Consider the following 26,266-nt stretch of genomic DNA (forward strand, 5'->3'; position numbering starts at 1 on the left):
AGTGGGGTTCTGGTCGCTCGGCTTTCCGTTGAACGTCCTCGACACCCGTGGGTCTATGCGGGCCCGACCCGGAGGATGACCCTGCGGCCCCGCTCGGCGTGCTCGATCACGACAGCCTCGACCGGCGTGCCGACGGCCGGAAAGGCCACCGGCTCCACGACTGCGCCGCCGGGGCGGTAGGAGTCGGTAGGGATGAAGGCCGCGACATCCGGCCCTGCGGTGAGCGTGATCTCCAGGCCCGACAGGTACCGGCCGGCGACCACGCCGCGGACCGGAGTGGCGATCGGCAGCGTGCGCTTGGTTTCGGCCCAGGCGCGTTCGTCGGCCGACGCGAGGTCGAGCGCTGCCCGGGTGAACTCGGCGGGCGGCCGGTAGCCGTGCCGGTCGACGTAGTGCGCGATCAGGGTCGGTGCGGCGTAGACGGCCCCGTCCGGCCCCTGCACGCGCACCTCCGCGCCGCCGAGCATCACCTCCCCCCGCTCCGCGGCTTCGAACGGCACGACCAGCGGCTCGGGATCGTCGCCGGGCTGCGGGTCGCAGAACTCGCACAGGTGGAAGCCCCTGGTGGTGTTGACCGGCCGGAACACCGCGAGCGCCAGCAACGCCGCGACCAGTCCCGGCTCGGGCTCTCCCACTCCGAACCGCGACCCGCGGCCCAGCCACCCGACGTTGAGCAGGGTGGGCGGGTCGCCCTCCTCCCGGAGGTAGGAGTACGGCGTCAGGTCTTCGAAAACGGCCACGTCGACAGCTCCTCAGCAGATGAACTCACGGCACGCGGCCCAGTGCGTCATACCCATGTCCGGGATGAGCAGCTCGCTGAGCGGCGTGGACCTGCCCACTGTGTACGAACCGCTCGCCAGGACCAGGTCACCCCGCGAGGGACCGAGTGTGTAATTCGGCACACGCATGCCGGGGCCGAACACCTCGACCGGCACGCCGCCGGTGCCCAGCTCGACGGCGAGCCCGGCGCTGTCCTTGATCCGTTCCCCCTCGTGGACGTACATGGCGATCGACGTGCCCTCGGGGACGGTCACCTCGCCCGCGCCCGGCCTCAGGACGCCGTGGCCCGCGAAGACGGTCTGGTTGTCCGGCCTGCCGCCCAGCTCGACCTTCTTCGCCGTGCTGTGCCCGGCCGCGTTCGAGATGGCCACGGACCCGCCGCCGCGCGAGGCGCCACGCGTCGCAACGCTCACCACGCCCTTGGCCAGCGGGCCGGCCACCAACGGGCCGAAGCCCATGATGCAGTCGCCGACCGCGCCCTCGCGCAGGCAGTTGACGATCTTGTCGGCGCCGGTCAGGCCGACCAGCAGGTCGCGGATCTGCTCGCGCATCGGCTTCTGCGCGGGCGTGGGCCTGGGCGGCGGGTGCGCCTTGTTGTAGGCGGCCCGCTCGGCGCGCGTCAGCGGGTCCGGTCCGACCGAGGGCCCCTTGGGCTTGGGCGGGACGCAGTTCGGCATCCAGGTGAACCAGATGGTGATCAGCACCGCGGGGATGTAGATCGGGATCTGCGGCCCGATGAACCACGGCACCCAAACCTTGACGTAGCCCCACTGGATGAAGATGTGCGCCTGCTGGTAGCGGCGCTTCGCGGTCACCTGGATGTCGTGCGCGGTCCCCAGCGCCTCGGCGATGCCGCCCTCGCCGACGCCGATGATGGTGAGCATCCCGGACGGGTCGCTGCGGGTGATCGGGTTGTTCTCCGCGTAGCTGTAGCCGCAGAGCTGGTCGGGGTTGCTCGGGTCGAGGATCGGGTCCACCGAGATGAACCTGCCGGTGGCGCTGTCGTACTTGCGCGCGCCGATGTCGGTCAGGCCGGTGTCCGCGCTGACCGGTTTGCCCAGGAAGCCCCGCGAGTCCGGCCAAGGCCCGTTCTCGACCGCGCCGATCTGGTTGCCGTACGGGTCCATCACGCGCCGGACGACGGCGAACGTCACCGAGTCGACCACGACCGTGGAGGTGCCGTGCTGGTCGGACACCACGTACTGCGGGTTGGTGTTGCCGACCCGCAACGCGACGACGACCCCGTTGTGGCTGTAATAGCGGGTGCCGGTGACGGTTCCGGTGTTCGTGTCGCGGCTCAACTCCTGGCCGGGCAGGTACAGCGTCACCTTGCCGGGATCGCTCCGGACGAGCTGGGCGCCGTCCGCGTCGTACAAGTAGCTCGTGGTGCCCCTGGGCGTCTTGACGGACTCCAGGCGGTTGTTGCGGTCCCACTTGAGCTCTTGCGCCCCCGACGGGACTTCCCGCGTGGTGGTGTTGCCGGACGCGTCGTAGCCGAACGTCGAGATGGTCGTGCCACCCGGTCCGGTGGTCGTCGTGCTCGCCAGCGCGTGCGGCTGGGCGCTCCCGCTGGTCGGGTAGTCGTACGTCGTGGTGGTGTCACCGCCGGTCGCGCCTGGCAGCGCGTGCCGGGTCTCGCTCTCCCGCAGCCCGCCTGGCTTGAACGTCCACGACGTCCAGTACGCGGTCGGACCGCCGACGTTGGCGCTCCCCTGCGTGTTCGACGGCGCGGCGGCGCAGCTGTCGGTCGCCGTCCACGCCTGTGACAGACGGCTGAACGCGTCGTAGGTGAAGCACTGGGTGCGCACCGGCGCCGAGTCCGGCTGCCCCTGCGTGTTGACCGACCTCGTGATGTTCCCCGCCGCGTCGTGGCTGTAGCGGGTGTCGTCGATCTGCGGGAACGCCTTCTGCGCCGACAGGTTGACGTTGGTGAGCCTGCGGGTCTGGGCGTCGTAGTCGTAGCTCAGCCACGCCGAGCTGGTCGACGGTCCCATCGTGAACTGGGAGTTCTCCCCGTACGGCGTGTACTTCGACGCGCTGACGTAGGCGTTGTAGCCCTGCGTGGTGACCGGTTTGCCGAACTTGTCGTTGGTGATGCCGATGACCTCGCCGGGCAGGCCGCCACCGGACGCCGGCTGGAACGTCGAGAGCTGACCCGTGCTGGTGTAGCCCATCAGCGTCGTGTAGTTGCCCGCCAGACCGGTCTCACCGGCCGGCACCTGGGTGATCAAACTGCTCGGCAGCCCCAGGCCGTTGTAGAGGCTCACCCCTGACACCCAGTTGCCGGTCGGCGTGTGCCGGGTCGAGTAGAAGAGCTTGCCCACGCCGCCCTGCGCACCGTCCCACACCCACGACGCGAGCTTCCTGCCCGCGGTGGATCCCTCGAACTCACCGGTCTTGCGGCCGAGTTCGTCGTAGGTGAAGGCGAGCACCTGCCCGCGCGCGTCCGTGGTGGACGTGACCAAACCGGTCAGGTCGTAGGTCGTGGAGGTGGTGCCGGAGTCCGGATCGGTCTGCCTGGTCCGACGACCGAGGAAATCGAAGCCGTAGGTCCAGGTGTTGCCTGCCGGGTCCGTCAGCTTTTCCGCCAACCCGATGTCGGTGAAGTGGTACCGCGTCGTGTCGTGCTGCCCGCCCGACACGACGCTGCCGTTCACCGTCGGCGGCGTGCTGTAGCGGTGCAGCTCCACGGTGCGGCCACGGATGTCGGTGACTGCCGTGGTGGTGACGGCGCCCTTGGGCGGGATCTCGGTCACCCGGTCGCCGCCGTAGACCGTGCGCGTCGCCCAGGTCTTCGTCAGTCCCTTGTACGCCTCGGACAGCACCGGCCGGCCGACACCGTCGTACGTGGTGACCGTGCGGTCGTCGACCGCGCTCGCGGCCACCGACACCAGCGACGTCGAAGGGGTGCCCGTGGTCAGGTAGCGGTTGTTGGTCACCCGCTCGCGACCGAGCGAGTCGTAGAACACGTCCTTGACCAGCCGTCCACCGTCGGTGGCATCGGTCTGGGTCTGCCGGAGCTGGCCGAACGAGTCGCGCAGCTCGACCGAGGTGACGTAGTTGGTGCCCGTGCCGTAGTCGACCAGCGCCTTGCTCGTGATGGCCAGCGGCCCGTCGGCGCGCAACACGTACTCGTGCAACGAGGACGCGGGGGTGCTGCCCTTGATCCGCCCCGGCTTCCACGCCGCGACCAGCCGGCCGAGCGCGTCGTAGTCGGCGTCGGTGCGCCGGCCCGCAACGTCGATCATCGTGGTCGTGTTGCCCCGGGCGGGCTCGACCTCGACGGTCTCCTTGTGCGCCTTGGCGTTCGTGGTGACCACCTTGGCGAGCACACCGCCGTCGGGCGGCGTGTACGCGACGGTGGAGCTGTACCCGCGGGCGTTGGTGGTGGTCAGGGAGCGGCCGGAGGCGTCGAACGTCGATTTGCCGGTCGTCTCGAAGACCAGCGTCCCGCTCTGGTTCGCGGTCGCGGTGTCGATGCGGGTCGCGTTGCCGGGGCCGGTGACGACGCCGAGGTCGGCGGAGCCGTCGTAGTAGGTGCGTACGGCGGCGACGATCTTCGTGGCGGTCGGGTCGCCTGTCGGGCACGCCTCGGTGGAGGTGGTGACCTGCTTGGCCCTGTCACGGACCCACGACGTGGTGTTGTCGGCGTACTGGGTGTGGACGCAGACGTCGGCCACACCGTCGCCGGAGTCGGTCTTGGCGACCAACCGACCCAGGTCGTCGTATCGGTTAGTGGTCGACGTCATCCGCGTGCCGCCCGCGGCCAGGTCGGTGATCTTGCGCTCCCGACCGGTCTTGACCACGTTCGCGGTGAGCGGGGGCAGGCCTGTGCGGTTGCGGGTGGCGGTGGTGGCCACCTTGACCGGGTCGTTGATCGCGGCCGAGACGCGGGGTCCTCCGTCGCCGTTGAACATCTGCGTCTCGCGGACCGAGCCCGCGAACACGTTGTCGTCCACGACGGAGTCGCCGAGGGAACTGCTCACCGACACCGAGCGGCGCCCACCGTTGGGCAGCGTGTCGCCGTCCATGCCGCGGAAGTACTTGGTGTGCACCAAGGTCCTCGCGTCCGGCACGCCGTCGATGGTGTGCGCCGTGTCGCCGGTGCGGGTTTCGACCTCGGCGTAGCCGCGGAACTGGCCGTAGGTGCGGTACTTCGGCTTGACGACCTCGTTGTCGTCGTAGTGCCACGCGGGCGCGCCGACGTAGTTGTAGTCGGTGACCTGCTTGGGGGCCAATGCGTTCGCGTCCTGCACCTCGACCCGCGTGATGACGTACTTGTGGAAGTAGTCGAGGATCGGGTCGCGGTTCAGCGGCAGCGTCCACCACACCGGGTAGCAGCGCTTGCCGTTGTCGGCCAGGTCGTTGTCGTTCGGCATCGAGCCGACGGCGCAGTCCGGCGTGCTGTAGGTGACCGAGATGACCGAGCCGGTGTCGGTGGTGATGTTGGTCAGCCGCCAGTGGGCCATCGCGGGCTGGTTGTTGTAACCGCTGACCCGGTTGGCGTACACCTGGCCGGTGAACTTGATCGGCGGCACCGCGATCGACGTGGTGCCCTGGTGCCCGGTGCGGGTGATCGAGTCGAGCCACAGCTCCTTGTCGGCGGCCGTGGGGAACTGTTGCGCCAGGTCGTAGGTGTCGACCTTCACCGGCCCCGCGCCGGTGTTGTACTGCGTGGTGATGTTCGTCAGCCGCTTGGTCGACCAGAACGTCGGGGCGTGGTTGTCGCACGGCTTGCCCGCGAGGCACTGCTGGTCCTGCGGGGTGTCGGGCCAGTGGCTGGCGTTCGCGGCGGTGAACTGCGCCGGGTCGCACGTGATCGCGCCGGACGGCGTGCAGCGCTCGGCTACCCCGAAGACGACCTGACCGGGCACGACCGCGCCGTACACGCTGTTGTTGGTCCTGCGGAGGCCGTAATCGATGCGCTTGAGCGTGCCGCCGCGCGTGTAGGCCACGCCCGTGGTGCCCTTGTTCGCGCCGTAGTGGTTGGTCTCGGGGCTGTAGTAGTAGGCGGTCGCGTTGCCGTGCGGGTCCTCGACGTAGTCCAGGTTCCAGCGCCAGGCCTGCGTGCACGACGACTGCGCGAAACCCGCCGGGTTGTGGCAGGGGTCGCCGGCGCGCGGTCCGTACACGGGCGCCGTCCACGCCGAGTTCGTCTGCTCCTGGTTCGTGTGGCCCGGCAGGCGGTTGAGCCCGAAGAAGTACTGGACGCCGTCGGTGGTAGTGACCTTCCAGTGCTCACCGTCGCGCGCGCCGTTGACCGCGTTCGACAGCTTCTCCACGCGCGCGCCGTTGTCGTTCGCCGAGCGCCAGGTCTTCTTGCCCTCGTCCCACACCAGCGCGGCGGTCTGGCCGCCGAGGCTCATCGTCAACACCGGGCCGGCCCAGCAGAGGTCGCCGGTCTGACTGGCCGCAGGCAGGTCCTTGTCGTCGGCGCACGCGCGGTAGGTGCGTTCGATGAAGCCCGGCTCGTAGTCCCAGCCCTGGCCGATCCACGACGACTGGTTGTTGGTCGCGGCGGTGCGGCCGTCGACGGCGGCCGAGTTGTAGCCCAGCGTGACCTTGGGCTCGATCGCGGAACCGGCCGAGGCGGGCGGCAGCTCGATCGGGTACGACCAGGTGAACGCGCCGGTGTTGCCGGTGACCGACCAGCTGCCGGACGGGGCGAGCGAGCTCGCCGCGAACTGACCGCCCGCGCCGCCCGAGTCGGCGACCGCGGCCAACACCGAGGCGGCCGATGTGACGTCGGCCGTGACCACCTGCTTGGCCCCGTCGTTGGTGGACGGCAGCGGGGTGCGGACGCGGCACTCGTCCCGTTCCGGCGTGGTCAGCGCGCAGGCGGGCAGTTCGACCAGGCGCAGCCGTGACCCGAACCCCGCGCCGACCGCGTCGCGGAACGTCGAGTAGTCGACGCCGACGGTCAACGGCCCGTCGCCCGAGCGGTCGGGTGTCACCGACAGCAGCACGCCGGTGACACCCGCGCGCTGGGCGGCGGCCTGGTCCGCCACCCGGACCCGCACCTTCGTGGCGTCACGCTTGCCGCGGGCGGCCACCTGCACCGGCAGCCCACCGGCACGGGTGCCCCCCGCGGCCAGCCGGGCGTCGGCGTCGCGCGAGGTCACCGGCGGCGTCGCGGCGGCCACCGCGACCTCGGCCTCGCCCGCCGAGGGCCAGGTGGTCGCGGTGGACGGCGCGCTCTGGGGCATCGACGGCGCCGCGACCCGCTCCAAGCGGTGTTCGGAGGTCTCCACGACCTTCGTCGGCGGCACCGCCGGCGCTCTCACCGGATCGGCGAGAGCGGGCGTGGCGGCCAACACGGACGCGGACAGCACGATCGCGACGCCCACGGCGGTGATCCGCCGGGAAAAGGGCGCGCGGGACCACCGCTCGGTGCGTGACAAGGCGATTCCCCCCAAGAAACCTGTGACCCACCTGAGAGCGGGCCCGCGAAAGGTAGCCAGGGAATCTTGTGGCGCGGAAGACGCCATTCGTCGCAGTCGCACCGCGATGGCGGCTGAGCAGGCCTTTCAAGGGAGAATCAGGTGATGGTCACGCTCGCATGCGGGCAAGGTGGTAAGCGGCGGCGCCGATGAGTTCCAGCGAGATCTGGAGGCGGTCCGGGCTCACGTTCTGGGCGATCGTGTCCTCGGGCGTGTGGTAGAGCGGTTCGAGCTGGTGGGGACCGCCCTCGCCGCGCCAGCTGAAGTTCGCGGCGGCGATTCCGCGCTCGTGGAACGGCACGTGGTCGCTGCTGCCGCGCGGCACGGGGCCGTGGACCTGGGCGCCGTAGCCGAGTCGGGTGGCGGCTGCGGCCACCTGCGCGGTGGTGGCGTTGTCACCGCCGTCCACGGACAGGAGCCAGTAGGCGGACGCGGGGCCGTGGCTGGTGGCGACCATGTCGTTCTGGAACACGCCCGCGATGCGCGCGGCCTCGGCGTCGGACAGCTGGTTGACGTAGTAGCGGGAGCCGAGCAGGCCCTGTTCCTCCGAGCCCCACAGCGCGAACCGCAGCGCCTTGTGCGTCGGGAGGTGGCGCAGCACGCGGGCCAGTTCGAGGGTCAGGACCGTGCCGCTGCCGTCGTCGTTCGCGCCGGGCGAGCCGGGGACGCTGTCGTAGTGCGCGGTCACCATGACCACGCCGTCGTCCTGGCCGGGGAACGTCGCAGGCCGGTCGGCGATGACGTTGTACGAGGTCAGGCCCGCGAGGTGGGTGGTGGACACGGTCACCGTGACGGCGCCGGCCGCCCGCAGCCGCTCCACGTGCACCTGCGCGACGCCCAGCACCGGCACGGCGACGTTCGCGGTCAACGCGGGCGAGAACGCGCCCGTCTTGCCCGCCGGCGGGACGGACACCCGGCCCACCAGCACGGCCGCCGCGCCCAGCCGCACCGCGTCCAGCACCGCGGTCGAGCCGGTCGGCAGGTTCACCAGCAGCGCGACCTTCCCGGTCAGGTCCTCGGGCAGCGTCGCGCCGTTGTCCAGGTCCACCACGGGTCCGGTGGCGGTGGCGCCGAGCGCGCCGAAGCGCGACGCGGCGGCGTTCCAGGTGTCCGACCCGACGGTCAGCGTGGACAGGTACTTGTCCGGCACGGTGAACGGCTGGAGCGTCACGTCGTACCGGAGGCCGCGCAGCACCGACGCGAGGTAGTCGCGGGCCCGGTGCTCGGACTCGGTGCCGCCGATGCGCTGGCCGATCCCCTCGCTGAGCGCCCGCAGGTGCTCCATCGCCTTGCGCGACCGCACGCGCCCCACCACGGGGTAGTCGCCGAGGGCCAGGTCGGGCACGTCCGACGCGCCGGGCCGCTGCGCCCGCGCCGCCGGGTTCAGGCCGACCGTGACCGCTCCCGCCACTGCCGCGGCACCGGTGAGGAGTGAACGTCTGCGCATGTCCGGACCCCCAAGCTCGTAGATCACACGAACCTAAGGAGAGGCCGGCACCCCTACAAGAGTGCCGTTGGCGGACAGCCATCCGCCAACGGCACCACGACGATCAGCGCTTACGCCAACGCCCCCGCACCGGCTAAGGCCCGGCGCGGGAGCGTTCGGGTCAGCGGGTGGCCGCTCGGTGGAGTTCCCGGAGGGCACGCACGGCGGCCACGGCGTGGTCGCGGTCGACGGCCTGGACCGCCATGATCGACACGTACTCGTCGTCGGGTAGTTCCAGGCGGGCCCAGGAGGCGCCGTCCGGGAACGAGACGTGCAGGACGTCCGCCCACGCGAACCGGTGCACGGTCGCCACGTTGCGCACCTCGACGCCCTCGGCGTCGGCACGGACGCGCGGCCGGGTCAGCAGCAGGATGCCGCACGCCAGCAGCACGCCCAGCAACACCATGGCGACCTGGTCGGACGTCCGGAAGATCACGCCGGTCGGCGTGTCGCCCAGCAGCAGGCCGACCACCGTGAACACGGCGACCAGGAACACCGCGCTGGTCCCGGCGACCCACCGGATCCTCTTCGGGCGGAACTCGACGGCTTCGGCGGTCATCGCGGCCCTCACGACCCCACCCGCGGCGACCCCGGCTGCGAGGAGCCCGGGTGCAAGGAGCCCGACCGGAGCCCGCGCAGCACGAGCGCCGTGTCCAACGCCGCCGCGCAAGCCTCGAAGCCCTTGTCCTCGGACGAGTCCGGGAACCCGGCACGCGCCAACGCCTGCTCCTCGTCGTTCGTGGTCAGCACGCCGTTGCCGACGGGCGTCGCCGAGTCCAGCGCCACCCTGGTCAGCCCGGCGGTCACCGCGTCGCACACGTACTCGAAGTGCGGTGTGCCGCCCCGGATCACGACCCCCAACGCCACCACGGCGTCGTGCGTCCGGGCCAGTTCCTGGGCCACCACCGGCAGTTCCACCGCGCCCGGCACCCGCACCACCGTCGGCGACACGACACCGGCCTTCGCGGCGGCGGCCAATGCCCGCTCGACCAGGTTGTCGGTGATCCTGGTGTGCCAGCGGGTGGCCACCACGGCCACCGTCAGCCCCGCCGCGTCCGGCACGGCGACCTCCGGCCGCCCCTCGCCGCTCATTCCGCTCCCTCCGTGCTCGACACCACCGCGCCGCCCTGCCCCAGCGCCTCGTACTGCTCCAGCTGGTGCAGCTCGTGCCCCATCCGGTCGCGCTTGGTGCGCAGGTACTGCAGGTTCTCCGGGTTGGGCGAGATCGGCAGCGGCACCCGGTCCAGCACCGTGAGCCCGTAGCCCTCCAGCCCCACCCGCTTGGCCGGGTTGTTCGTCAGCAGCCGCATCGACTTGATGCCGAGCGAGCACAGGATCTGCGCGCCGGTGCCGTAGTCGCGGGCGTCCGCGGGCAGGCCGAGGCCCAGGTTCGCGTCCACGGTGTCCGCGCCGCCGTCCTGCAACTGGTACGCCTGCAGCTTGTGCATCAGGCCGATGCCGCGACCCTCGTGGCCGCGCATGTAGAGCACGACGCCGCGTCCCTGCGCCGCGACCGCCGCCAGCGCCGCGTCCAGCTGCGGGCCGCAGTCGCAGCGCAGCGAGCCGAACACGTCGCCGGTGAGGCACTCGGAGTGCACCCGGACCAGCACGTCCTCGCCGTCGCCGATGTCGCCGTAGACCATCGCGATGTGCTCGATGCCGTCGAGCTTGCTGTCGTAGCCGACCGCGGTGAACGTGCCGTGCGCGGTCGGGATGCGCGCCTCGGCGACCCGCGCCACCTGGGTTTCCCTCCGCCGCCGGTAGGCGATCAGGTCGGCGATGGTGATCAGCACCAGGTCGTGCTTGCGGACGAACAGCTCCAGGTCGTCGCGCCGGGCCATGGTGCCGTCGGCGTTGGCGATCTCGCAGATCGCGCCGGCCGGGCGCAGGCCCGCCATCCGGGCCAGGTCCACCGCCGCCTCGGTGTGGCCCGCGCGCCGCAGCACGCCGCCTTCCTTGGCGCGCAGCGGGAACACGTGCCCCGGGCGGACCACGTCCTGCGAGGTCGTCGCGGGGTCGGCGAGCAGCCGGATGGTGCGCGCGCGGTCGGCGGCGGAGATGCCGGTGGTGACGCCTTCACGGGCGTCGACCGACACAGTGAACGCCGTGCCCATCCGCTCGGTGTTGTTCCCGACCATCAGGTCGATGCCCAGCCGGTCCAGCGCCTCGGGCTCCATCGGGGTGCACAGCAGGCCGCGGCACTCGGCCATGGTGAACGCCACCAGCTCCGGCGTGGCCTTCTCCGCGGCGAAGATCAGGTCGCCCTCGTTCTCGCGGTCCTCGTCGTCCACGACCACGATGGGCCTGCCCGCGGCGATGTCCGCGATGGCCCTCTCGATGTCGGCGAAGTCGTTCACCGGGCCTCCTCGGCGGCACGCAGGTGGGTGCCCTGGAGGTGAGGCGCTGCGAGCCGCTCGACGTACTTCGCGAGCACGTCCACCTCCAGGTTGACGTGGTCGCCCGGCAGGCGCCGGCCGAGGGTGGTGAGCTCCAGCGTGGTGGGGATGAGGCTGACCGAGAACTCGTGACCGGACCGGGCAGTCGTCTCGTTGCCGGCTCCGCCGGCGTCCGACACCGACACCACGGTCAGCGAGACGCCGTCCACGGTGATCGAGCCCTTCTCCACCACGTACCGGGCCAGGTTCGGCGGCAGTCCGATGTGGACGATCTCCCAGTGCTCGGCCTTCTCGCGGGCCAGCACCACGCCGGTGCCGTCCACGTGGCCCTGCACGATGTGGCCGCCCAGGCGCTGGCCGACGGCGGCGGCGCGCTCCAGGTTGACCTGCTCGCCCTCGGCGACCTTCGCCAGGCTGCTGCGGGTCAGCGTCTCGCGCATCACGTCCGCGGTGAACACGCCGTCCGCGACGTCCACCACCGTGAGGCACACGCCGTTGACCGCTATCGAATCGCCGTGCTTCGCGTCGCTCGTCACCAGCGGGCCCGCGATGGTGACGCGGGCCGCGTCCGGCAGGTCGGCTACCGCGACGACCTCACCCAACTCCTCGACGATCCCGGTGAACACCGTTCCTCCTCAACGCGCGGGGACTGCGGAAACCCGCACGTCCGGCCCGCACATGCTTACCTGCTCCACGACCAAAGCCACCGCGTCGGTGACGGTCGACACCCCCGCGTCCCCCAGGGCTGGCGGACCCGCGCCCAGGAACTTCGGCGCGAGGTACGCGAGCACCCGGTCGATGCGGCGCGCTCCGGCGAACGCACCCGCCAGCGTAGGCCCGCCCTCCAGCAGCACGTCGACCACGCCTCGTGCGGCCAGTGCGCGGAGGACCACGTCCGCGTCGTGCGTGCGCAGGTGCAAGGTCTCCGCCTCGTCGTCCAGGACGCGTGCGCCCGGCGGCAGGTCGCCGACGCCCACGACCACCCGCAACGGCTGGCGGACCACGTCGTGCCCGCGACGGGGGCCGCGCGCGGTCAGCCTGGGGTCGTCGGCCCGGACCGTGCCGGTGCCGACCACGATCGCGTCGACCTTGGTGCGGAAGTCGTGCACCTCGGCGCGGGACTCCTCTGAACTGATCCAGCGGCTGGTCCCGTCGGCGGCGGCGACCCGGCCGTCGAGGCTCGCGGCGTACTTCCACGTGACGTGCGGGCGGCCGGTGCGGGCGTAGTGCAGCCAGGCGCGCAGCGGGCCGCGTTCGACGTCGGCGGCGAGCACACCGGACTCGACCCGCACACCGGCGGCGCGCAGCACGTCCGCTCCCCCGGCCGCCTTCGGGTTCGGGTCCGCGACGGCGTGCACCACGCGTGCCACGCCCGCGTCGAGCAGCGCCTGCGTGCACGGCGGGGTGCGGCCGTGGTGGGCGCACGGCTCCAGCGTCACGATCGCCGTTCCGCCGCGGGCTCGTGCACCGGCCTGGCCGAGCGCGACGATCTCGGCGTGCGGCCCGCCCGGCGGCCGGGTCGCGCCCTCGCCGGCGAGGACTCCGTCCGCGTCCAGGACCACGCAGCCGACCGGAGGGTTCGGGCTGGTGGTGCCCCGGACCCGCTCGCTCGCCGCGACGGCCAGCGCCATCGCCTCGTCGGGGTTCACCGGGCGCGCGTCGCCTGCGCGCGCAGCCGCTCCAGGGCCGCGCCGGGGTCCGCGGCGTCGTAGACGGCGGACCCGGCCACGAAGCAGTCCACGCCCGCTTCGGCGGCCTGTTCGATGGTGTCGGCGTTGATGCCGCCGTCGATCTCGATCACGAGCTTGAGGTGGCCGGTGTCGACCATGCGGCGCGCGGCGCGGACCTTGTCCAGCACCTCGGCCATGAACGACTGGCCGCCGAAGCCCGGCTCCACCGACATGATCAGCAGCGTGTCGTAGTGCTTGAGCACGTCCACGCAGGACTCCAGCGTGGTGCCGGGCTTGAGCGACAGGCCGGCCTTCGCGCCCGCCGCACGCAGGTCCTTCGCCAGCCGCACCGGGTCTTTCGCCGCCTCGACGTGCACGGTCACGTTGTACGCGCCGGCCTCCGCGTACCCGACCGCCCAGCGGTCCGGGTCGTCGATCATCAGGTGGCAGTCCAGCGGGATGTCCGTCGCCTTGCGCAGCGATTTCACCACCGGCAGGCCGAGGGTCAGGTTCGGCACGAAATGCGCGTCCATGACGTCCACGTGCAGCCAGTCCGCGGTCGCCACGGCGGCGGCCTCGTCGGCGAGTCGGGCGAAATCGGCGGACAGGATGCTCGGTGCGATCATCGGCTGGTGGACCACGGCTGGTGAGTCTAGGCTTCCGCGTTCGCGCGGACCCGCCGGAGGGCTCGTCCCGCCTCCCCGGCCCGTCCCGGTCCGCGCCTTCCACCTGGTCTTCTCCGACTACTCACCCAAGTAGTTCCCCTAACGGTGTGGTGGCCATTACGTTCGGCCCGGGGGCAGCAACCGGGAGCACTGGGGATGAACACCGATTTCCGACACAAGATCGCACTGGTCACCGGGGCCTGCACGCCGCTCGGCGTGGCACTGGTCGAGTCGCTGGCCGCGCAAGGAGCGCTGGTGGCGGCCGTGGACAGCGACGGGGCCGGGCTCTCGGGCCTGGTGGAACGGCTGCACGGCGAGGGTCTGCGGATCGCCGGGCGGCAAATCGACGTGACGTCGAGCGCCGCCGTCGACGCGTTGGTCGACCAGGTCGAACGGGAGTTCGGCCCGATCGACGCGCTGGTGACCACGGCGGGCGCGGTGCGCCCGGGTCCGGCGCTGTCGGTCACCGACGAGGATTGGGCGCACAGCTTCGCGGTCAACGTGGACGGCGTGTTCAACGTCTCCCGCGCGGTGGCGTCGCGGATGGTCAAGCGGGGTCGCGGGACGATCGCGATGGTGCCCGCGCAGGTGCCGTCGGCGCCCCGGTCCGGCCTCGCGGCGTACGCGGCGTCGCGGGCGGCGGCGGTGGCGTACATCGAGTGCCTGGCCCTGGAGGTCGCGGCGCACGGGGTGCACTGCTCGGTGGTCGCCCCGGCGGACGTGCTGGGGGTGGCCGACGAGGTCCGGTTTCTGATCTCGGACACGGTGTCGAGCGCCATCGGGGCCTGAGCCGACCGAACGCCGTCGAGGCCGGTGTGGACGGACGGCGTCGGTTCCTGGAGGCGCACGGGCGGATCAGGTCGTCGAGGTCCCGGCGGTCTCCTGCTCGTGCGCCCACCTCGCCAGCTCCACCCGCGAGCTGATGCCGAGCTTCTTGAAGATGCCGCGCAGGTGGTAGTTGACCGTGTGCGGGGACAGGTACAGCTGCTTGGCCACCTGACGGTTGGTCATCCCGGCGCCGACGAGCCGGGCGATGTCCCGCTCCGGCTCGGACAACCGCCGCCACTCGGCGCCGGTCGCGTCGGGCCACCCGCGCAGCCGGGCCGCCTCGCCGTCCGCGCCCATCCGCTCGAAGATCCGCAACGCCCGCTCGGTGTGCGCCGCCGCGCCTTCGGCGTCCCCGGCGTCGGCGAGCAGCGCGGCCAGGTCCTCGTTGGCGTTCGCCCTGGCCCACGGGTGGCGGTGCCGGCCACCCGCCGCCAGCAGCCCGTCCGCGTCGCCCTCCAGCAACGCCCGCGCGTGGCCGGCGGCGACGGACACCGCCGGGAAACCGGGGTTGTCGCCGGCCAGCCGCTCGGCCGTGCCGACGACGTCGCCGGCCAGGTCGAGGTCGCCGACCGCCGACGCCTGGCGCACCAGCCACGGCGCGGCGCCCGGCTCGTCGACGAGCATCCGGCGGGCGGCGGCGACGTCGGCCATCCGTTCACGGGCCAGTGCGGCGACCCGGCCCGGTCCGCCCTCGGCGTGCGCCAGCAGCAGCTCGACCCAGTCGTACTGGCCGGAGTGCAGCACCGCCTCACCCGCCGCGAGGTCGGCCCGGTAGCGGCGCACGTGCTCGGCCGCCGCCGTTACCGCGCCCCGCTGCAACGCCACCGTCGCCAGCACGGTCGACGCGAACGGCACCAGGATGCGCAGGCCTCGGTCGCGGGCGGTCGACAGGCCGTCGTCCGCCGCGACCGACGCCGAGGCCAGCTTCCCGGCCTGGGTGAGCACCCTGGCGCGGGCGATGGTCCTGGCCGTGGGCGCGCCGGTCGTCACCGCCTCGTCATCGTCGCCGGGGACGTCGTCGCGGACCAGGCGTTCGGCCTGATCGAACTCGCCCAGCGCCGACAGCTTGACCGCGAACGACACGGCGGCCTGCGACTGCCACCACGCGGTGGGCCGGTCCACTCCCCACCGGGTCGACTCGCGGCCCCAGTACAGGGCTTCGGCGAGGTTCCCGGCGCTCCACTCCAGGCACGAGTGGACGGTCGCGGCCATCACCACGTCGGCGTCGCTGCGCTCCCGCTCCCGCGCGGTCAGCACCGTCATGGCCCGCGCGCCCGCCGGGCCGCCGGTGGCGAAGTACAGCGACAGCAGGCGCCCCGCCGAGGCCAGCCGCCGCAGCGGCTCGGGCGCGCCCTCCGCGGTCTCCGCGTGCTCCATCTCGGCCGCCGCGTCGGCGGGCCGCCCGTCGGCCAGCAGGATGCCGCCCAGCACGACGTGCAGCTCGGCGCCGGCGCCCGCGGGCACGCCCTGCGCCAGGCTCTCCCGGGCCAGCGCGATGGCGGCGCCGAGCCTGCCGTTCGCGGCCGACGTGCGGACTTCGCGCACGGCGTCCGTGCCCCGGTCCTCCGCCGGCGCGTCGTCGGACGTCCCGTGCGCAACGGCCGTGTCGTGCCGCAGGGCGGGCCGCACCGAGTCCGGCGCCGAGTGCGGCGTCGAGTCCGGCATCGACTCGGCCACCGACTCGGCCACGGCCCGCCACACCAGGTCGGAGGCGAACTCCAGGCCTTCGCCGGCTCGCACCACCAACCCGCAAGCCAGCACTTCCTCCACCACCGGGCACAACGCGTCCGCGGCGTCGCCCGTCCTCGCGGCCACCTCGTGCAGCGGGATCACCCGGCCGGTCGCGGCAGCGGCCCGCAGCACCCGGATCGCGTCGGCGGACAGCACGTCGACCCGCCCGCGCACCAGCCCGCTCACCCGGCGCGGCAGCCGGCCGCCGCGCAGCCGGGCCACGCCGCCGTCCACCTCCAGCCGGCCTTCTTCGCGCAGCCCGGTGATCAGCTCGGCTGCCAGGTGCGGGTCGCCGCCCGCCGTGGCGACCAACGAGGCCAGGTCGGGGTGCGGGGTGGCGGCCAGCATGGTCGTGGTCATCAGGCCGATCACGTCGTCGCCGACCGGGCCGAGCGGCAGCACGCAGCCGTGGTCGGTCAGGGCGTGCCGCACTGCGGGACCGGCGCTGGCGCTGGTCAACGCGAGCAGCGCGGTGATCCGCGGTTCCCTCAGCCGGGGCAGCAGGGCGAGCAGGGCGGCCGGGTCCCGGTGCGCCTGGTCGACCGCGATCAGCGTGCGGGTGTCGGCGCGGTCCAGCGCGCGCGCCACGTCGGTGGACGCGGCCAGGTGCTCACCGCGGACGAGGACGACGGCGTAACCGAGGTCGCGGGCGGCGCCGGTCGCCTCGTGCAGCAGGAGCGATTTGCCGGAGCACGGCGGCGCGTCGATGGCCAGCAGGCCACCCGGTGCGGACAGGAAGCGGAGAACCGAAGCCCATTCACAATCCCGGCCGTACAATTTCGACACAATCCAGACTGCTACGCATCTCGACTGACTGTCAATTCAGCCGCGCGCGCCGTTCCCGCCGCTTTCCCGGAACGTGGCGAATGGCGCAACCCGATCCAGTTCCCCTCGCACCGACTCGGGATCCGCCGCGAGCACGACCCCGGCGGAGCGCAGCACGGCCAGGTGGCCCTGGAAGGCGGGGTGCGCGGCCTGGTCGTCGGACAGCTGCGGCAGCACCACCATCGGGGTGCGTCGGCCCAATGCCTCGCACAACACGGTCAGCGCCTGGTTGTCGCCTATCCCGAGGGCGAGTTTGGCCAGTGAATTCGCCGTCGCGGGCGCGAACACCACCGCGTCCGGCACCGGGTGCGGTTTCGGCTCGGTCGGCAGCCGCGACGTCGAGCGCACCGGCAGGTCGGTGGTGTCGGCGAGCGCCGCGGCCTGCGGCTCCAGCCAGCGGGCGACGGTCGGGGTCAGCGTGACGGCCAGCCGCCAGCCCCGCCCGGCCAACGGCCGGGCCAGGCCGTCCACCAGCCACCGCTCCACCCCGCCCGCCGCGGAGGCGACCAGTCCGAGCACCGGGCCGGTGCTCGGGCCGGTCGCGCCCCCACCCGTCACGCGGGCCGCTGGAGCAGGGCGCAGAACATCGCGTCCGTGCCGTGCTTGTGCGGCCACAGCTGCACCTGCGGGCCGTCGCCCAGGTCCGGCATGCCGGGGAAGTGCTCGCGGGCGTCCAGCCAGTCCGCGCCGGTGCGGCGGGCCACGTCGCCGACCACGCCCACCGTCTCGGACAGGTGCGGCGTGCACACCACGTACGCCACCACGCCACCCGGCCTGACCAGCGTCAACGCCGCGGTCAGCAGTTCGCGCTGCAACCGGGCCAGCGGCGCCACGTCCGACGGCTGCCGACGCCACCGCGCCTCCGGCCGCCGCCGCAGCGCGCCCAGCCCGGTGCACGGCGCGTCCACCAGCACCCGGTCGAACGACCCCTCGGGCAGGCCGGACTCACGGCCATCCGCCACGTGCACGGTCATCGGCACGCCACCCGCCGCCTTGCGGATCAGGTCCGCCCGGTGCGGCGCCTTCTCCACCGCGTCCAGCGACGCGCCGGACAGCGCCGCCAGCGCGCCCAGCATCACGGCCTTGCCACCGGGACCGGCGCACAGGTCGAGCCACCGCTCGTCCGGACCGTCCAGCGGCACCCGCGTCAACGCGACCGCGCACAGCTGGCTGCCCTCGTCCTGCACCGTCGCCAGCCGCTCGCGCACCGGGTCCAGGTCGCCCGGGTCGCCCGAGCCGGTGTCCAGGTGCACCCCGTACGGCGAGTACGGCGCGACCTCGCCGCCGGTCATCGCGGCCAGCTCCTCGGCGCTGCACTCACCGGGCCGGGCGGCCAGGTGCACGGCAGGGCGCATGTCGTCGGCGGCCAGCGCGTCGCGCAGCGGCTCGCCGCGGCTGCCCAGGGCCTCCGCGAACGCCTGCGCGATCCACCTCGGGTGGGCGTTGGCCATGGCCAGGTAGCCGATCGGGTCGGTGTCCTCGTCCGGCGCGACCTCCTCGACCCAGCCCGCCTCGTCCTGGCCGGTGACCCGGCGCAGCACCGCGTTGGCGAAGCCCGCCGCGCCCGAACCTCGGTCGGCGCGCACCAGGTCCACCGTGGACGCGACCGCGGCGTGCGCCGGGATGCGGGTGCGGAGCAGCTGGTAGGCGCCCAGCCGCAGCGCGTCGAGCACCGCGCCGTCCACTTCGGACAGCGGGCGGTCGGCGCACGCGGTGAGCACCGCGTCCAGCAGGCCCTGCGCGCGCAGCGAGCCGTAGGTCAGCTCGGTGGCGAGGGCCGCGTCCCGGCCGGTGATCTTGCGTTCCCGCAGGATGCCGGGCAGCACGAGGTTCGCGTAGGCGTCCCGCTGGCGGACGGCGCGCAGCGTGTCCAACGCGGCCTGCCTCGCCGGGTCGCCGACCGGCGGACGGGGCGGGGTGCCGGTGCGCCCGCGCGGCGGGTGCGCCCGCTGCGGCCGGGACGGCCGGGAAGACCTCTGGGTCATGAAATCCGCTCCCCCGCCTCGATCCGGGCGCCGCGCGCCCAGTCGTTCGCCGACATCCGCTTCTTGCCCTGGGCCTGCACGTCGCCCAGCTCCACCGGGTCGGTGGCCGTGCCGACGAGCACGCGCTTGCGCTCCACCCGGATCTCACCGGGCGGGAGCGGTTCCTCCGACTCGACCGGGACCACCGGGCCGAGCTTGATCCGTTCACCGCGGAACTCCGCCCACGCGCCCGGGTCCGGCGTGACCGCGCGGGCCACCCGGTCGAGCGCGGCGGCGGGCGCGCCGAAGTCCAGGCGGGCGTCGTCCACGCTCACCTTCGGCGCGTAGCTCACACCCTGGTCGGGCTGCTCCACCGCCCGCAGCGTGCCGTCCGCGATGCCGTCCACAGTGGACAGCAACAGCTTGGCGCCGGACTCGGCGAGCCGGCCCAGCAGTTCGCCCGCGGTGTCCCGCTCGCGCACCTGCTCGGTCACCACGCCGTACACCGGTCCCGCGTCCAGCTCCTTGACGATGCGGAACGTGGTCGCGCCGGTGATGTCGTCGCCGTGCCGCACGGCCGCCTGGACGGGCGCCGCGCCGCGCCACGCGGGCAGCACCGAGAAGTGCAGGTTCACCCAGCCGTGCTCCGGGATCGCCAGCGTGGACTCGGGCAGCATCGCGCCGTACGCCACCACCGGGCACAGGTCGGGCTCCAGCTCGGCCAACCGCGCCCGGAACGCCGGGTCGCCCGCCTTGGCCGGCGCCAGCACCTCGATGCCGCGCTCGTCCGCCAGCGCCGCGACCGGGGACCGCTCGACCCGGCGGCCCCGTCCGGCCGGCGCGTCCGGCCTGGTGACGACCGCCACCACCTCGTGCCGGTCGGAATCCAGCAGCACCCTCAGCGACGGGAGCGCGACCTCGGGCGTGCCCGCGAAGACCAGGCGCATGTCAGACCCCTCCGAACGGCACGTGGGGGCTTGGTCGAGACGGCCGGGTTTCTTGGACGAACACGCACTCTCCTCGCATCTTCTGCGGATACGCAGACCGCAAGTCTAGGAGAGTGCCCCCGAGCCGGCTCGCGGGCGAGCCGTCGTGTGCCGAACAGCGGCTTTCAAGCACCGAAGAGGGGGTGCGGCGACTGCTTGATCGTGGGCACGCCGCCGTCGAACCACGGCTCCTGCCGGATGGCCCTCATGGCTTCCTTGCGGGTCGCGTCGTCCAGCCGGTCCACGAACAGCACGCCGTCCAGGTGGTCCGACTCGTGCTGGATGCAGCGCGCCAGCAGGTCCGATCCCTCGACCTCGACCGGCTCGCCGTGCATGTTCCAGCCCTTGGCCACCACGTGCAGGTGACGGCGGCAGTCCCAGGACATGCCGGGGATCGACAGGCAGCCCTCCGGGCCTTCCTGGTACTCGTCGCCGACCACGTCGAACGTCGGGTTGACCAGGTGCCCGGCGAACCCGTCGCAGTGGTAGGTGAACACGCGCAGGCCGACGCCCAGCTGGGGCGCCGCGAGCCCCGCGCCGCCGGCCTCGCTCATCGTGTCCCACAGGTCCTTGACCAGCTTGCGCAGCTCCGCGTCGAAGTCGGTCACCTCGACGGCGGGCGTCCGCAGCACCGGGTCGCCGAACAGCCGGATCGGTTGGACGGTCACGCGCACTCCTCGCAGCCTGGGGAGCCCCAGTCTACGAAAGGGCGCCCAGTGCTCCAGGTCACGGCCGGCGAGGACGACGCGGGGAGCAGATCGACCGCAACGGTGGGGGCGGTTGCGGCTACCTACTGGCATGAGTACTGCGACAACGGGTCGGCGGGGGGCAGTACCGGTGCCGGACAGCGACGCGGAACTGTGGGCGCGCGGGGACGAGACGGCGTTCGCCGTGCTGTTCGACCGGCACGCGGAGTCGGTGTGGAACCACGCCTACCGGATGACCGCGTCGTGGTCGCTCGCCGAGGACCTGACCTCAGCCACCTTCCTGGCCGCGTGGCGCCGCCGGGCCGACATCACCCTGGTCCGCGACAGCGCGCTGCCGTGGCTCTACACGGTGGCGGGCAACCTGGCGCGCACCGAGTTCCGCCGCCTCGGCCGGTTCAGACGGGCGTTGCGGCGGGTGGCCGACGACGACGTGGCGCCCGATCACGCCGAGCGCGTCATCGCGGCGGTGGACGACGACCGCGCGTTGCGCCGGGTGCTGGCCGTCGTGGACTCGCTGCCCAAGGCGGAGCGGGAGGCCGTGGAGCTGTGCCTGCTGGGCGGGCTGCCCACGGCCGAGGCCGCCGAAGTGCTCGGCGTCGCCGAGGTGAGCGTGCGCTCGCGGATCTCGCGGGCCCGTGCCCGACTGCGTGCTGTGGAGGAGCGATGAGCCAGCCGACCGGGAGCGTGCCGGACCTGCCGCCACGCCGTCCCCTACCCCCCGAAGTTCGCGAACGGATGCGCCGACGAATCCTGGACGCCGAGGTCACGAGCGGTGGGGCCGTTCGCGCGCCGCTGGCCGCCGCGGCGGCCGTCGCCGTGCTGGCGGCGGGCGGGGCGATCATCGCCCAGTCCACCCAGGGCGACACGATCGCGGCCTCGCCGCCGAGCACCACGTCGTCGACGGCCGGGCCGTCCCGGCACGACGAGTCCGCCGTCTCCGTCTCGCCCGGAGCGACCCCGGACGACGTGGCGCGGTGCGCGTTCGGCGAAGCGGACGTGCGGTTCACCCTGGGCCTGGCCGGCCGCCGGATCCTCGTGGCGGCGGACAACCGCTTCTGCGAGCTGACGCACACCTCGATCTCGCACAACCGGCCGGAGGCCGGCGCGGTCCCCTTCGCGGGAGGGGCGGCGTCGGTGTTGTGGCGCACCGGCAGCGGTGTGCTCATCGGCCGCGTGCCGGTCGGGACCGTCGGCGTGGGACTGGCCACGGGCGCGCAGACCGGCTCGGTGGCGCCCCTGCCCGTCACGCTGGTGGAGGAGCTGTTCGTGGTCCCGTTCCCCGCCGCGCGGATGACGGCTGAGTTCGCCACGACGGCCGCGCCCGTCACGGGGGAGGTCGACCTCGCCGTGCTGCCCGACCAGGACGTGTGGTCGGCGGTGCGGGAGGAATTGCCGCCGGGCGACCCGGACGTGGCCCGGTGCCTGAACCTGACCCTGCTGGACGGCGCGACGTGGGTGGGCGATCCGCTGAAGTGGCGTCCCGGCGCGTTCCCGGGCCCCGCCGACCACACGTGGCTGGTGATCCACGACCAAGCGGGGACCACCGCCTACTGCCCGATCGAGAACGGTCGGGTGGACCGGGCGCGCCTCGGTGACGTGACGCCGCAGGACGGCGCGCTGGTCAAGGTTCGCTACTCGGCCACCATCGGCGGCCACGGCCCGGCCGACTCGTCGTTGGTGCTGGCCGGCACGGTGGACGCGGCCGAGGTCGGCGGCATCGAGATCACCGACGCGCTGGGGCGCACCGCGCCGGCCGTCCTGCGGGACGGCACGTTCGCCGTGCTCCTGGTGGACCAACCGCCGGGTGACGCCACGACGGAGACCAGGGACGTCCGCGCCACGGTGTTCGACCACGAGAACCGGGTCATCGCGACGATCCCGATGTAGGGGACGGCAGGACCACCCGGGCGGCGCCTCCGCCACGCCGTGACGTCTCCGCCGCCGCACGCCAGCGCCCGTCCGGCAGGCGCTCGACCGCCGTGACGGAGCCGATCTCGTTGGCCGACGAGAAGCGGTGGCCCAGCAGCCGCAGCGCCTCGGCTTCCGGCGTGGCGAGGAAGGCGACCTCGGCCTGCGTGGTGGCGGCGTTGCGCTGGGACGCGCGAGGTGCGGCGATGGCCTGCACGAGCGGCAGGCCGCGGTCGATCCGCCGGGTGAGGACCTGCAGCACGGTGGTGATGATGCTCGCGCCGCCGGGTGAGCCGAGCGCCAGCACCGGCCGGCCGTGGTCCAGCACGATCGTCGGCGACATCGAGGACCGCGGTCGCTTGCCGGGACCGGGCAGGTTCGGGTCCGGCACGCCCGGCGTCACCGGGGTGAACGAGAAGTCGGTCAGCTCGTTGTTGAGCAGGAACCCGCGGCCCGGCACCACGATGCCGCTGCCGCCTTCCTGCTCGATGGTCAGGGTGTAGGCGACGACGTTGCCCCAGCGGTCGGCGACGGTGAGGTGCGTGGTGTCCGTGCCCTCGTACGGGGTGGCGGCGGGTTCGGCGGACGTCGCGCACGGGACCGGGTCGCGCGGGTCACCGGGTGCGACCGCGCCGGTCATGGCCACCGTGGGCGAGATGAGGCAGGCCCGGCTGTCGGCGAAGCGCTGGGAGAGCAGCTCACGGGTCGGCACGTCGCTGAACGCCGGGTCGCCCAGCCAGCGGTTGCGGTCGGCGAACGACAACCGGCTCGCCTCCAGGAACCGGTGCAGGTACTGGACCGGGGTCTCCCGGGCGAGGTCGGTGGTCTCCAGGATGTTCAACGCCTCGCCGACCGTGGTGCCGCCGGATGACGGCGGAGCCATGCCGACCACGTCGAGACCGCGGTAGCGGGTGCGGGTGGGCTCGCGCAGCGGGGCGTCGTACCCGGCGAGGTCCGCCGGGGTCATCCCCCCGGGCCGGATCTCGCGGGTGGCGCCGGGGGTGACCGGTGGCCGGCGGACGGCTTCGACCAGGTCGCGGCCGACGTCACCGCGGTAGAACGCCGACACGCCGTCCTCGCGCAGCTCGCGGTAGGTGTCGGCCAGGTCGGGGTTGCGGAACGTGCTGCCGACCGCCGGCGGCGTGCCCCCGGGCAGGTAGAGCGCGCTGGTCGAGGTGAAGTCGGCGAACCGGGCGGCGTTGTCGGTGACCTGGCGGTGGAACGTGGCGTCGACCGTGAAACCGCGGCGCGCCAGCTCCTCGGCCGGTCGGACGGCCCGGTCCAGCGACCACGTCCCCCACCGCCGCAACGCCTCCTGCCACGTCTGCGGCGTGCCCGGCACACCCACCGACAGGCCGCTGGTGACGGCCTCGGAGAACGGGATGGGCGCGCCGTCCTCCACGAACAGGTCGGCGCCGGCCGCCGCGGGCGCCGTCTCCCTGCCGTCCAGAGTGGACACCCGGTGCGCGCGGGCGTCGTAGTGGACGAAGAACCCGCCGCCGCCGATGCCCGCGGAGAACGGGTCGGTGACGCCGAGGGCCGCGGCCACCGCCACCGCGGCGTCCACGGCGTTCCCGCCGCGCCGCAGCACGTCGACGCCGATCTGCGAGGCGTCGGCGTCCACGCTGGACACCACCCCGCCGAAGCCCACGGCCTCGGGGACGCGCGGCGCGTCGGTGGTGGCAGGAGGAGCGGCGGCGGGTGCGGCGGCGGGCAGGAGCGGGACGAGGAGGAGGGATGCGAGGGCGCTGGCGACCTTCGACCGGAGCATCGTTCCCTTGTACTCCACCCCGGACGAAAGCAGAACCGCCTGCTCGGGGGACGGCGTCAGAGGACTTCGAGGGGGTCGAGCTTCACCCGCACCACGTCCGGTTCTTTCCGGGCGCTGCGCACGGCCAGCACGTCGGCCAGCATCCCGGCCAGGGCGCGGCCTTCCGCCCTCGGCACCCGGACCAGGGCGCGCTCCTTGTCCTCGGACAGCGGTACCGGCCCCAGGACCTGCCCGTTCGGTGGCAGGTGCAGCTCGTCCAGGACACCGGCCAGCGCGTCCGGGGAGCCGTCCACGGTCGCCATCCGCACGGCCGGCGGGAAGCCCAGCTCGGTCCGCGCCGCCAGCTCCTGGCTCGCGTGCCACACCGGGTCCCAGCGGACCAGGGCCTGGACCGGCGCCAGCGAGGACTCGGCCACCACGACCACCCGCCCCGCCGCGTGGACCAGCGCCGCCGCCGTCATCCACCGGCGGAGGGTCTCCTCGGCGGCCCTCAGGTCGGCCCGCCCCAGCAACGCCCAGCCGTCCAGCAGCAGGGCCGCGCCGTACCCCCCTTCGGCCACCGGTTCCGCGCCCGGCGTGGCCACCACCAGGGACGGGCCACCCGGGACGGTGGCCAGCACCTCGTCACCGCCGGACGTCCGCACCGGCACCCCGCTGAACGCCCGCCCCAGCTCCTCCGCCGTGCGACGGGCGCCGATGACCTGACCGCGCAGCCTGCGGGAGCCGCAGTTCGAGCAGCGGAACGCCGCCTCCGTCGCACCGCACCACCGGCAGTACGCGGGCCTCGGCACGCCGTCCTGGGTGCCTCCCGGCAACGCCAGCGGCCCCGCGCAACGGCGGCAACGCGCAGGCGACCGGCACTGGCCGCACGCCAGGGCGGGCACGTAGCCGCGCCGGGGCACCTGGACGAGCACCGGGGTGCCCGCCGCCAAGGCCGCTCGCGCCGCGTCGAAGGCGATGGACGGGAGCCGCGCCGACCGGGCCGCCGCGTCCTTCACCTCCTGCCACTCGTGGTCGCCCACGGCCGCCACCCGCGGCGCCACCGCCCGCAGCGTGTCCCTGGCCGCGACGACCTCGTGCGCCCAGCCGCTGTCGACCAGCAGCTGGGCCTCGGCCGTGCGGGCGAAGCCGCCGATCACCAGGGACGCGCCGGTGAGGTGGGAACGCTGCACCAGCACGTCGCGCACGTTCGGGTAGGGCATCCTCGGCTCGGAGTGCAGGTCGTCGCCGTCGTCCCACACCACCACCAGACCCAGGTCGCGCACCGGCGCGAAGGCCGCCCCGCGCGTGCCGAGCACCACCCGCACCACGCCGCGCCGCACCGCCAGCCACCGCTTGTACCGCTCGGACGGCCCGAGGTCGGCCGACAGCGACACCACGCCCGCCTCGCCCACGAGCGCCGCGCACGCCTGGTGCACCCTGGCCAGGTCGCGGTGGTCCGGCACGACCACCAGCGCGCCCTTGCCGGTCGAGGCCGTCGACGCCACCGCCTCGGCCAGGCGGGCCGGCCAGTCCTCGGCCGGCAGCGCCTGCCACACGGCCCGCGCGGCGCGGCCGGAGCGCAACGCGTCCAGCAGGTTCGGCCCGAACGGGTAGCGGGACCACCCCTCGTCCGACGGCGCTTCGGGCACGGGGGCCGGTTCACCGGAGGGCTTGGCCTCGACCCGCGCGTGCCGGGGCGGGATCGCCATCCGCAGCACGTCGATCAGCGACCCCGCGTACCGGTCCGCCACCGCCCGCGCCAGCTCCGCCACCTCCGGCGACAGCACCGGCTCCGGCGAGATCACCCGGTCCAGGAACGTCAGCTTGCGCCCGTACTCCGACGACTCGACCCGGTCCAGCAGGTACCCGTCCACCAGCTGCCCGGCGAACCGCACCCGGACCCGGCAGCCGGGCACCGCGTCCGCGTCCTGCTCGGTGGACACCTGGTAGTCGAACGCCCGGTCGAGGTGCGCCAGCGGCACGTCCACGCAGACGCGGGCGACCGGCAGCGAGGCGGCGGGAACCTGCTCCCCGCGCCTGGTAGTCGCCTTGCCCGCCACGGGTGGAGGTCTACCAGAGACCGGCGGGAACGTTCATCGGACCTGGGGTCACGACACCAGTATCGAA

Annotated in this window: 19 protein-coding genes; 3 read left to right on the top strand and 16 right to left on the bottom strand. The window is 73.4% G+C overall.

Going from position 1 to position 26,266, the window contains the following annotated elements; translation table 11 throughout:
* Positions 1-53: 53 nt before the first annotated feature.
* The 9 genes from ACRAKI_RS26055 to rpe all read right to left on the bottom strand — a co-directional run bounded on the left by ACRAKI_RS26055 (position 54) and on the right by rpe (position 13,398).
* A complete protein-coding gene (locus tag ACRAKI_RS26055) occupies positions 54-740 on the bottom strand; it encodes a DUF7919 family protein (RefSeq protein WP_447003143.1) in 687 nt (228 codons plus the stop codon).
* Positions 741-752: 12 nt separating this feature from the next.
* Complete coding sequence (locus tag ACRAKI_RS26060; protein WP_447003144.1) at positions 753-7,181, bottom strand: putative adhesin; 6,429 nt, start codon at positions 7,179-7,181, stop codon at positions 753-755.
* A gap of 148 nt (positions 7,182-7,329) precedes the next feature.
* Positions 7,330-8,667: a M28 family peptidase gene (locus tag ACRAKI_RS26065; RefSeq protein WP_447003145.1), complete on the bottom strand. Its 1,338-nt coding sequence runs from the start codon at positions 8,665-8,667 to the stop codon at positions 7,330-7,332.
* Positions 8,668-8,827: 160 nt separating this feature from the next.
* Positions 8,828-9,265: a PH domain-containing protein gene (locus ACRAKI_RS26070; protein WP_447008513.1), complete on the bottom strand. Its 438-nt coding sequence runs from the start codon at positions 9,263-9,265 to the stop codon at positions 8,828-8,830.
* 8 nt (positions 9,266-9,273) lie between these two features.
* Positions 9,274-9,798, bottom strand: coding sequence for a 6,7-dimethyl-8-ribityllumazine synthase (ribH, locus tag ACRAKI_RS26075; protein ID WP_447003146.1), 525 nt, complete (start codon positions 9,796-9,798; stop codon positions 9,274-9,276).
* Positions 9,795-11,063 carry a bifunctional 3,4-dihydroxy-2-butanone-4-phosphate synthase/GTP cyclohydrolase II gene (locus ACRAKI_RS26080; RefSeq protein ID WP_447003147.1) on the bottom strand — a complete coding sequence of 423 codons (1,269 nt, stop codon included), beginning with the start codon at positions 11,061-11,063 and terminating at the stop codon, positions 9,795-9,797. The genes ribH and ACRAKI_RS26080 overlap by 4 nt, the downstream gene beginning before the upstream one ends.
* Positions 11,060-11,728 (bottom strand): riboflavin synthase, encoded by a 669-nt coding sequence (locus tag ACRAKI_RS26085; protein WP_447003148.1) that lies wholly within the window; start codon positions 11,726-11,728, stop codon positions 11,060-11,062. The genes ACRAKI_RS26080 and ACRAKI_RS26085 overlap by 4 nt, the downstream gene beginning before the upstream one ends.
* Positions 11,729-11,737: 9 nt before the next feature.
* On the bottom strand, positions 11,738-12,733 hold the full coding sequence (gene ribD, locus ACRAKI_RS26090) for a bifunctional diaminohydroxyphosphoribosylaminopyrimidine deaminase/5-amino-6-(5-phosphoribosylamino)uracil reductase RibD (RefSeq protein ID WP_447008514.1): 996 nt from the start codon (positions 12,731-12,733) through the stop codon (positions 11,738-11,740).
* Between the two features lie 14 nt (positions 12,734-12,747).
* Positions 12,748-13,398: a ribulose-phosphate 3-epimerase gene (rpe, locus tag ACRAKI_RS26095; RefSeq protein ID WP_447008515.1), complete on the bottom strand. Its 651-nt coding sequence runs from the start codon at positions 13,396-13,398 to the stop codon at positions 12,748-12,750.
* A gap of 195 nt (positions 13,399-13,593) precedes the next feature.
* Between rpe and ACRAKI_RS26100 the strand changes: the two genes are divergently transcribed.
* On the top strand, positions 13,594-14,226 hold the full coding sequence (locus tag ACRAKI_RS26100; protein WP_447003149.1) for an SDR family NAD(P)-dependent oxidoreductase: 633 nt from the start codon (positions 13,594-13,596) through the stop codon (positions 14,224-14,226).
* A 66-nt stretch (positions 14,227-14,292) separates the two neighbouring features.
* Here ACRAKI_RS26100 and ACRAKI_RS26105 read toward each other — a convergent pair whose 3' ends face one another.
* From ACRAKI_RS26105 to def, 5 genes are all read right to left on the bottom strand, one after another.
* Positions 14,293-16,782 carry a LuxR C-terminal-related transcriptional regulator gene (locus ACRAKI_RS26105; RefSeq protein ID WP_447003150.1) on the bottom strand — a complete coding sequence of 830 codons (2,490 nt, stop codon included), beginning with the start codon at positions 16,780-16,782 and terminating at the stop codon, positions 14,293-14,295.
* Positions 16,783-16,818: 36 nt separating this feature from the next.
* On the bottom strand, positions 16,819-17,379 hold the full coding sequence (locus ACRAKI_RS26110; protein WP_447003151.1) for a flavoprotein: 561 nt from the start codon (positions 17,377-17,379) through the stop codon (positions 16,819-16,821).
* On the bottom strand, positions 17,376-18,806 hold the full coding sequence (locus ACRAKI_RS26115; protein ID WP_447003152.1) for an RsmB/NOP family class I SAM-dependent RNA methyltransferase: 1,431 nt from the start codon (positions 18,804-18,806) through the stop codon (positions 17,376-17,378). The genes ACRAKI_RS26110 and ACRAKI_RS26115 overlap by 4 nt, the downstream gene beginning before the upstream one ends.
* Positions 18,803-19,732, bottom strand: coding sequence for a methionyl-tRNA formyltransferase (fmt, locus tag ACRAKI_RS26120; protein ID WP_447003153.1), 930 nt, complete (start codon positions 19,730-19,732; stop codon positions 18,803-18,805). The genes ACRAKI_RS26115 and fmt overlap by 4 nt, the downstream gene beginning before the upstream one ends.
* A 164-nt stretch (positions 19,733-19,896) precedes the next feature.
* Positions 19,897-20,439 (bottom strand): peptide deformylase, encoded by a 543-nt coding sequence (def, locus tag ACRAKI_RS26125; RefSeq protein ID WP_447003154.1) that lies wholly within the window; start codon positions 20,437-20,439, stop codon positions 19,897-19,899.
* A 130-nt stretch (positions 20,440-20,569) separates the two neighbouring features.
* Between def and ACRAKI_RS26130 the strand changes: the two genes are divergently transcribed.
* Both ACRAKI_RS26130 and ACRAKI_RS26135 read left to right on the top strand, forming a co-directional pair.
* Positions 20,570-21,145 carry an RNA polymerase sigma factor gene (locus ACRAKI_RS26130; RefSeq protein ID WP_447003155.1) on the top strand — a complete coding sequence of 192 codons (576 nt, stop codon included), beginning with the start codon at positions 20,570-20,572 and terminating at the stop codon, positions 21,143-21,145.
* Positions 21,146-21,213: 68 nt separating this feature from the next.
* On the top strand, positions 21,214-22,365 hold the full coding sequence (locus ACRAKI_RS26135; protein WP_447003156.1) for a hypothetical protein: 1,152 nt from the start codon (positions 21,214-21,216) through the stop codon (positions 22,363-22,365).
* Here ACRAKI_RS26135 and ggt read toward each other — a convergent pair.
* Both ggt and ACRAKI_RS26145 read right to left on the bottom strand, forming a co-directional pair.
* Positions 22,343-24,157 (bottom strand): gamma-glutamyltransferase, encoded by a 1,815-nt coding sequence (gene ggt / locus ACRAKI_RS26140; protein WP_447003157.1) that lies wholly within the window; start codon positions 24,155-24,157, stop codon positions 22,343-22,345. The two genes, ACRAKI_RS26135 and ggt, sit on opposite strands and share 23 nt — an antisense overlap.
* Before the next feature lie 56 nt (positions 24,158-24,213).
* A complete protein-coding gene (locus ACRAKI_RS26145) occupies positions 24,214-26,199 on the bottom strand; it encodes a primosomal protein N' (RefSeq protein WP_447003158.1) in 1,986 nt (661 codons plus the stop codon).
* Between the last annotated feature and the right edge of the window lie 67 nt (positions 26,200-26,266).

Source organism: Saccharothrix isguenensis (assembly GCF_052936305.1).

What these genes read in the sequence shown, in the direction of transcription:
- ACRAKI_RS26100 (WP_447003149.1), top strand. Translation starts at nt 13,594, where the DNA reads ATGAACACCGATTTCCGACACAAGATCGCACTGGTCACCGGGGCCTGC.
- ribH (WP_447003146.1), bottom strand. Translation starts at nt 9,798, where the DNA reads ATGAGCGGCGAGGGGCGGCCGGAGGTCGCCGTGCCGGACGCGGCGGGG.
- ACRAKI_RS26065 (WP_447003145.1), bottom strand. Translation starts at nt 8,667, where the DNA reads ATGCGCAGACGTTCACTCCTCACCGGTGCCGCGGCAGTGGCGGGAGCG.
- ACRAKI_RS26115 (WP_447003152.1), bottom strand. Translation starts at nt 18,806, where the DNA reads ATGACCCAGAGGTCTTCCCGGCCGTCCCGGCCGCAGCGGGCGCACCCG.
- ACRAKI_RS26070 (WP_447008513.1), bottom strand. Translation starts at nt 9,265, where the DNA reads ATGACCGCCGAAGCCGTCGAGTTCCGCCCGAAGAGGATCCGGTGGGTC.
- ACRAKI_RS26130 (WP_447003155.1), top strand. Translation starts at nt 20,570, where the DNA reads ATGAGTACTGCGACAACGGGTCGGCGGGGGGCAGTACCGGTGCCGGAC.
- fmt (WP_447003153.1), bottom strand. Translation starts at nt 19,732, where the DNA reads ATGCGCCTGGTCTTCGCGGGCACGCCCGAGGTCGCGCTCCCGTCGCTG.
- ggt (WP_447003157.1), bottom strand. Translation starts at nt 24,157, where the DNA reads ATGCTCCGGTCGAAGGTCGCCAGCGCCCTCGCATCCCTCCTCCTCGTC.
- ribD (WP_447008514.1), bottom strand. Translation starts at nt 12,733, where the DNA reads ATGGCGCTGGCCGTCGCGGCGAGCGAGCGGGTCCGGGGCACCACCAGC.
- rpe (WP_447008515.1), bottom strand. Translation starts at nt 13,398, where the DNA reads ATGATCGCACCGAGCATCCTGTCCGCCGATTTCGCCCGACTCGCCGAC.
- ACRAKI_RS26135 (WP_447003156.1), top strand. Translation starts at nt 21,214, where the DNA reads ATGCGCCGACGAATCCTGGACGCCGAGGTCACGAGCGGTGGGGCCGTT.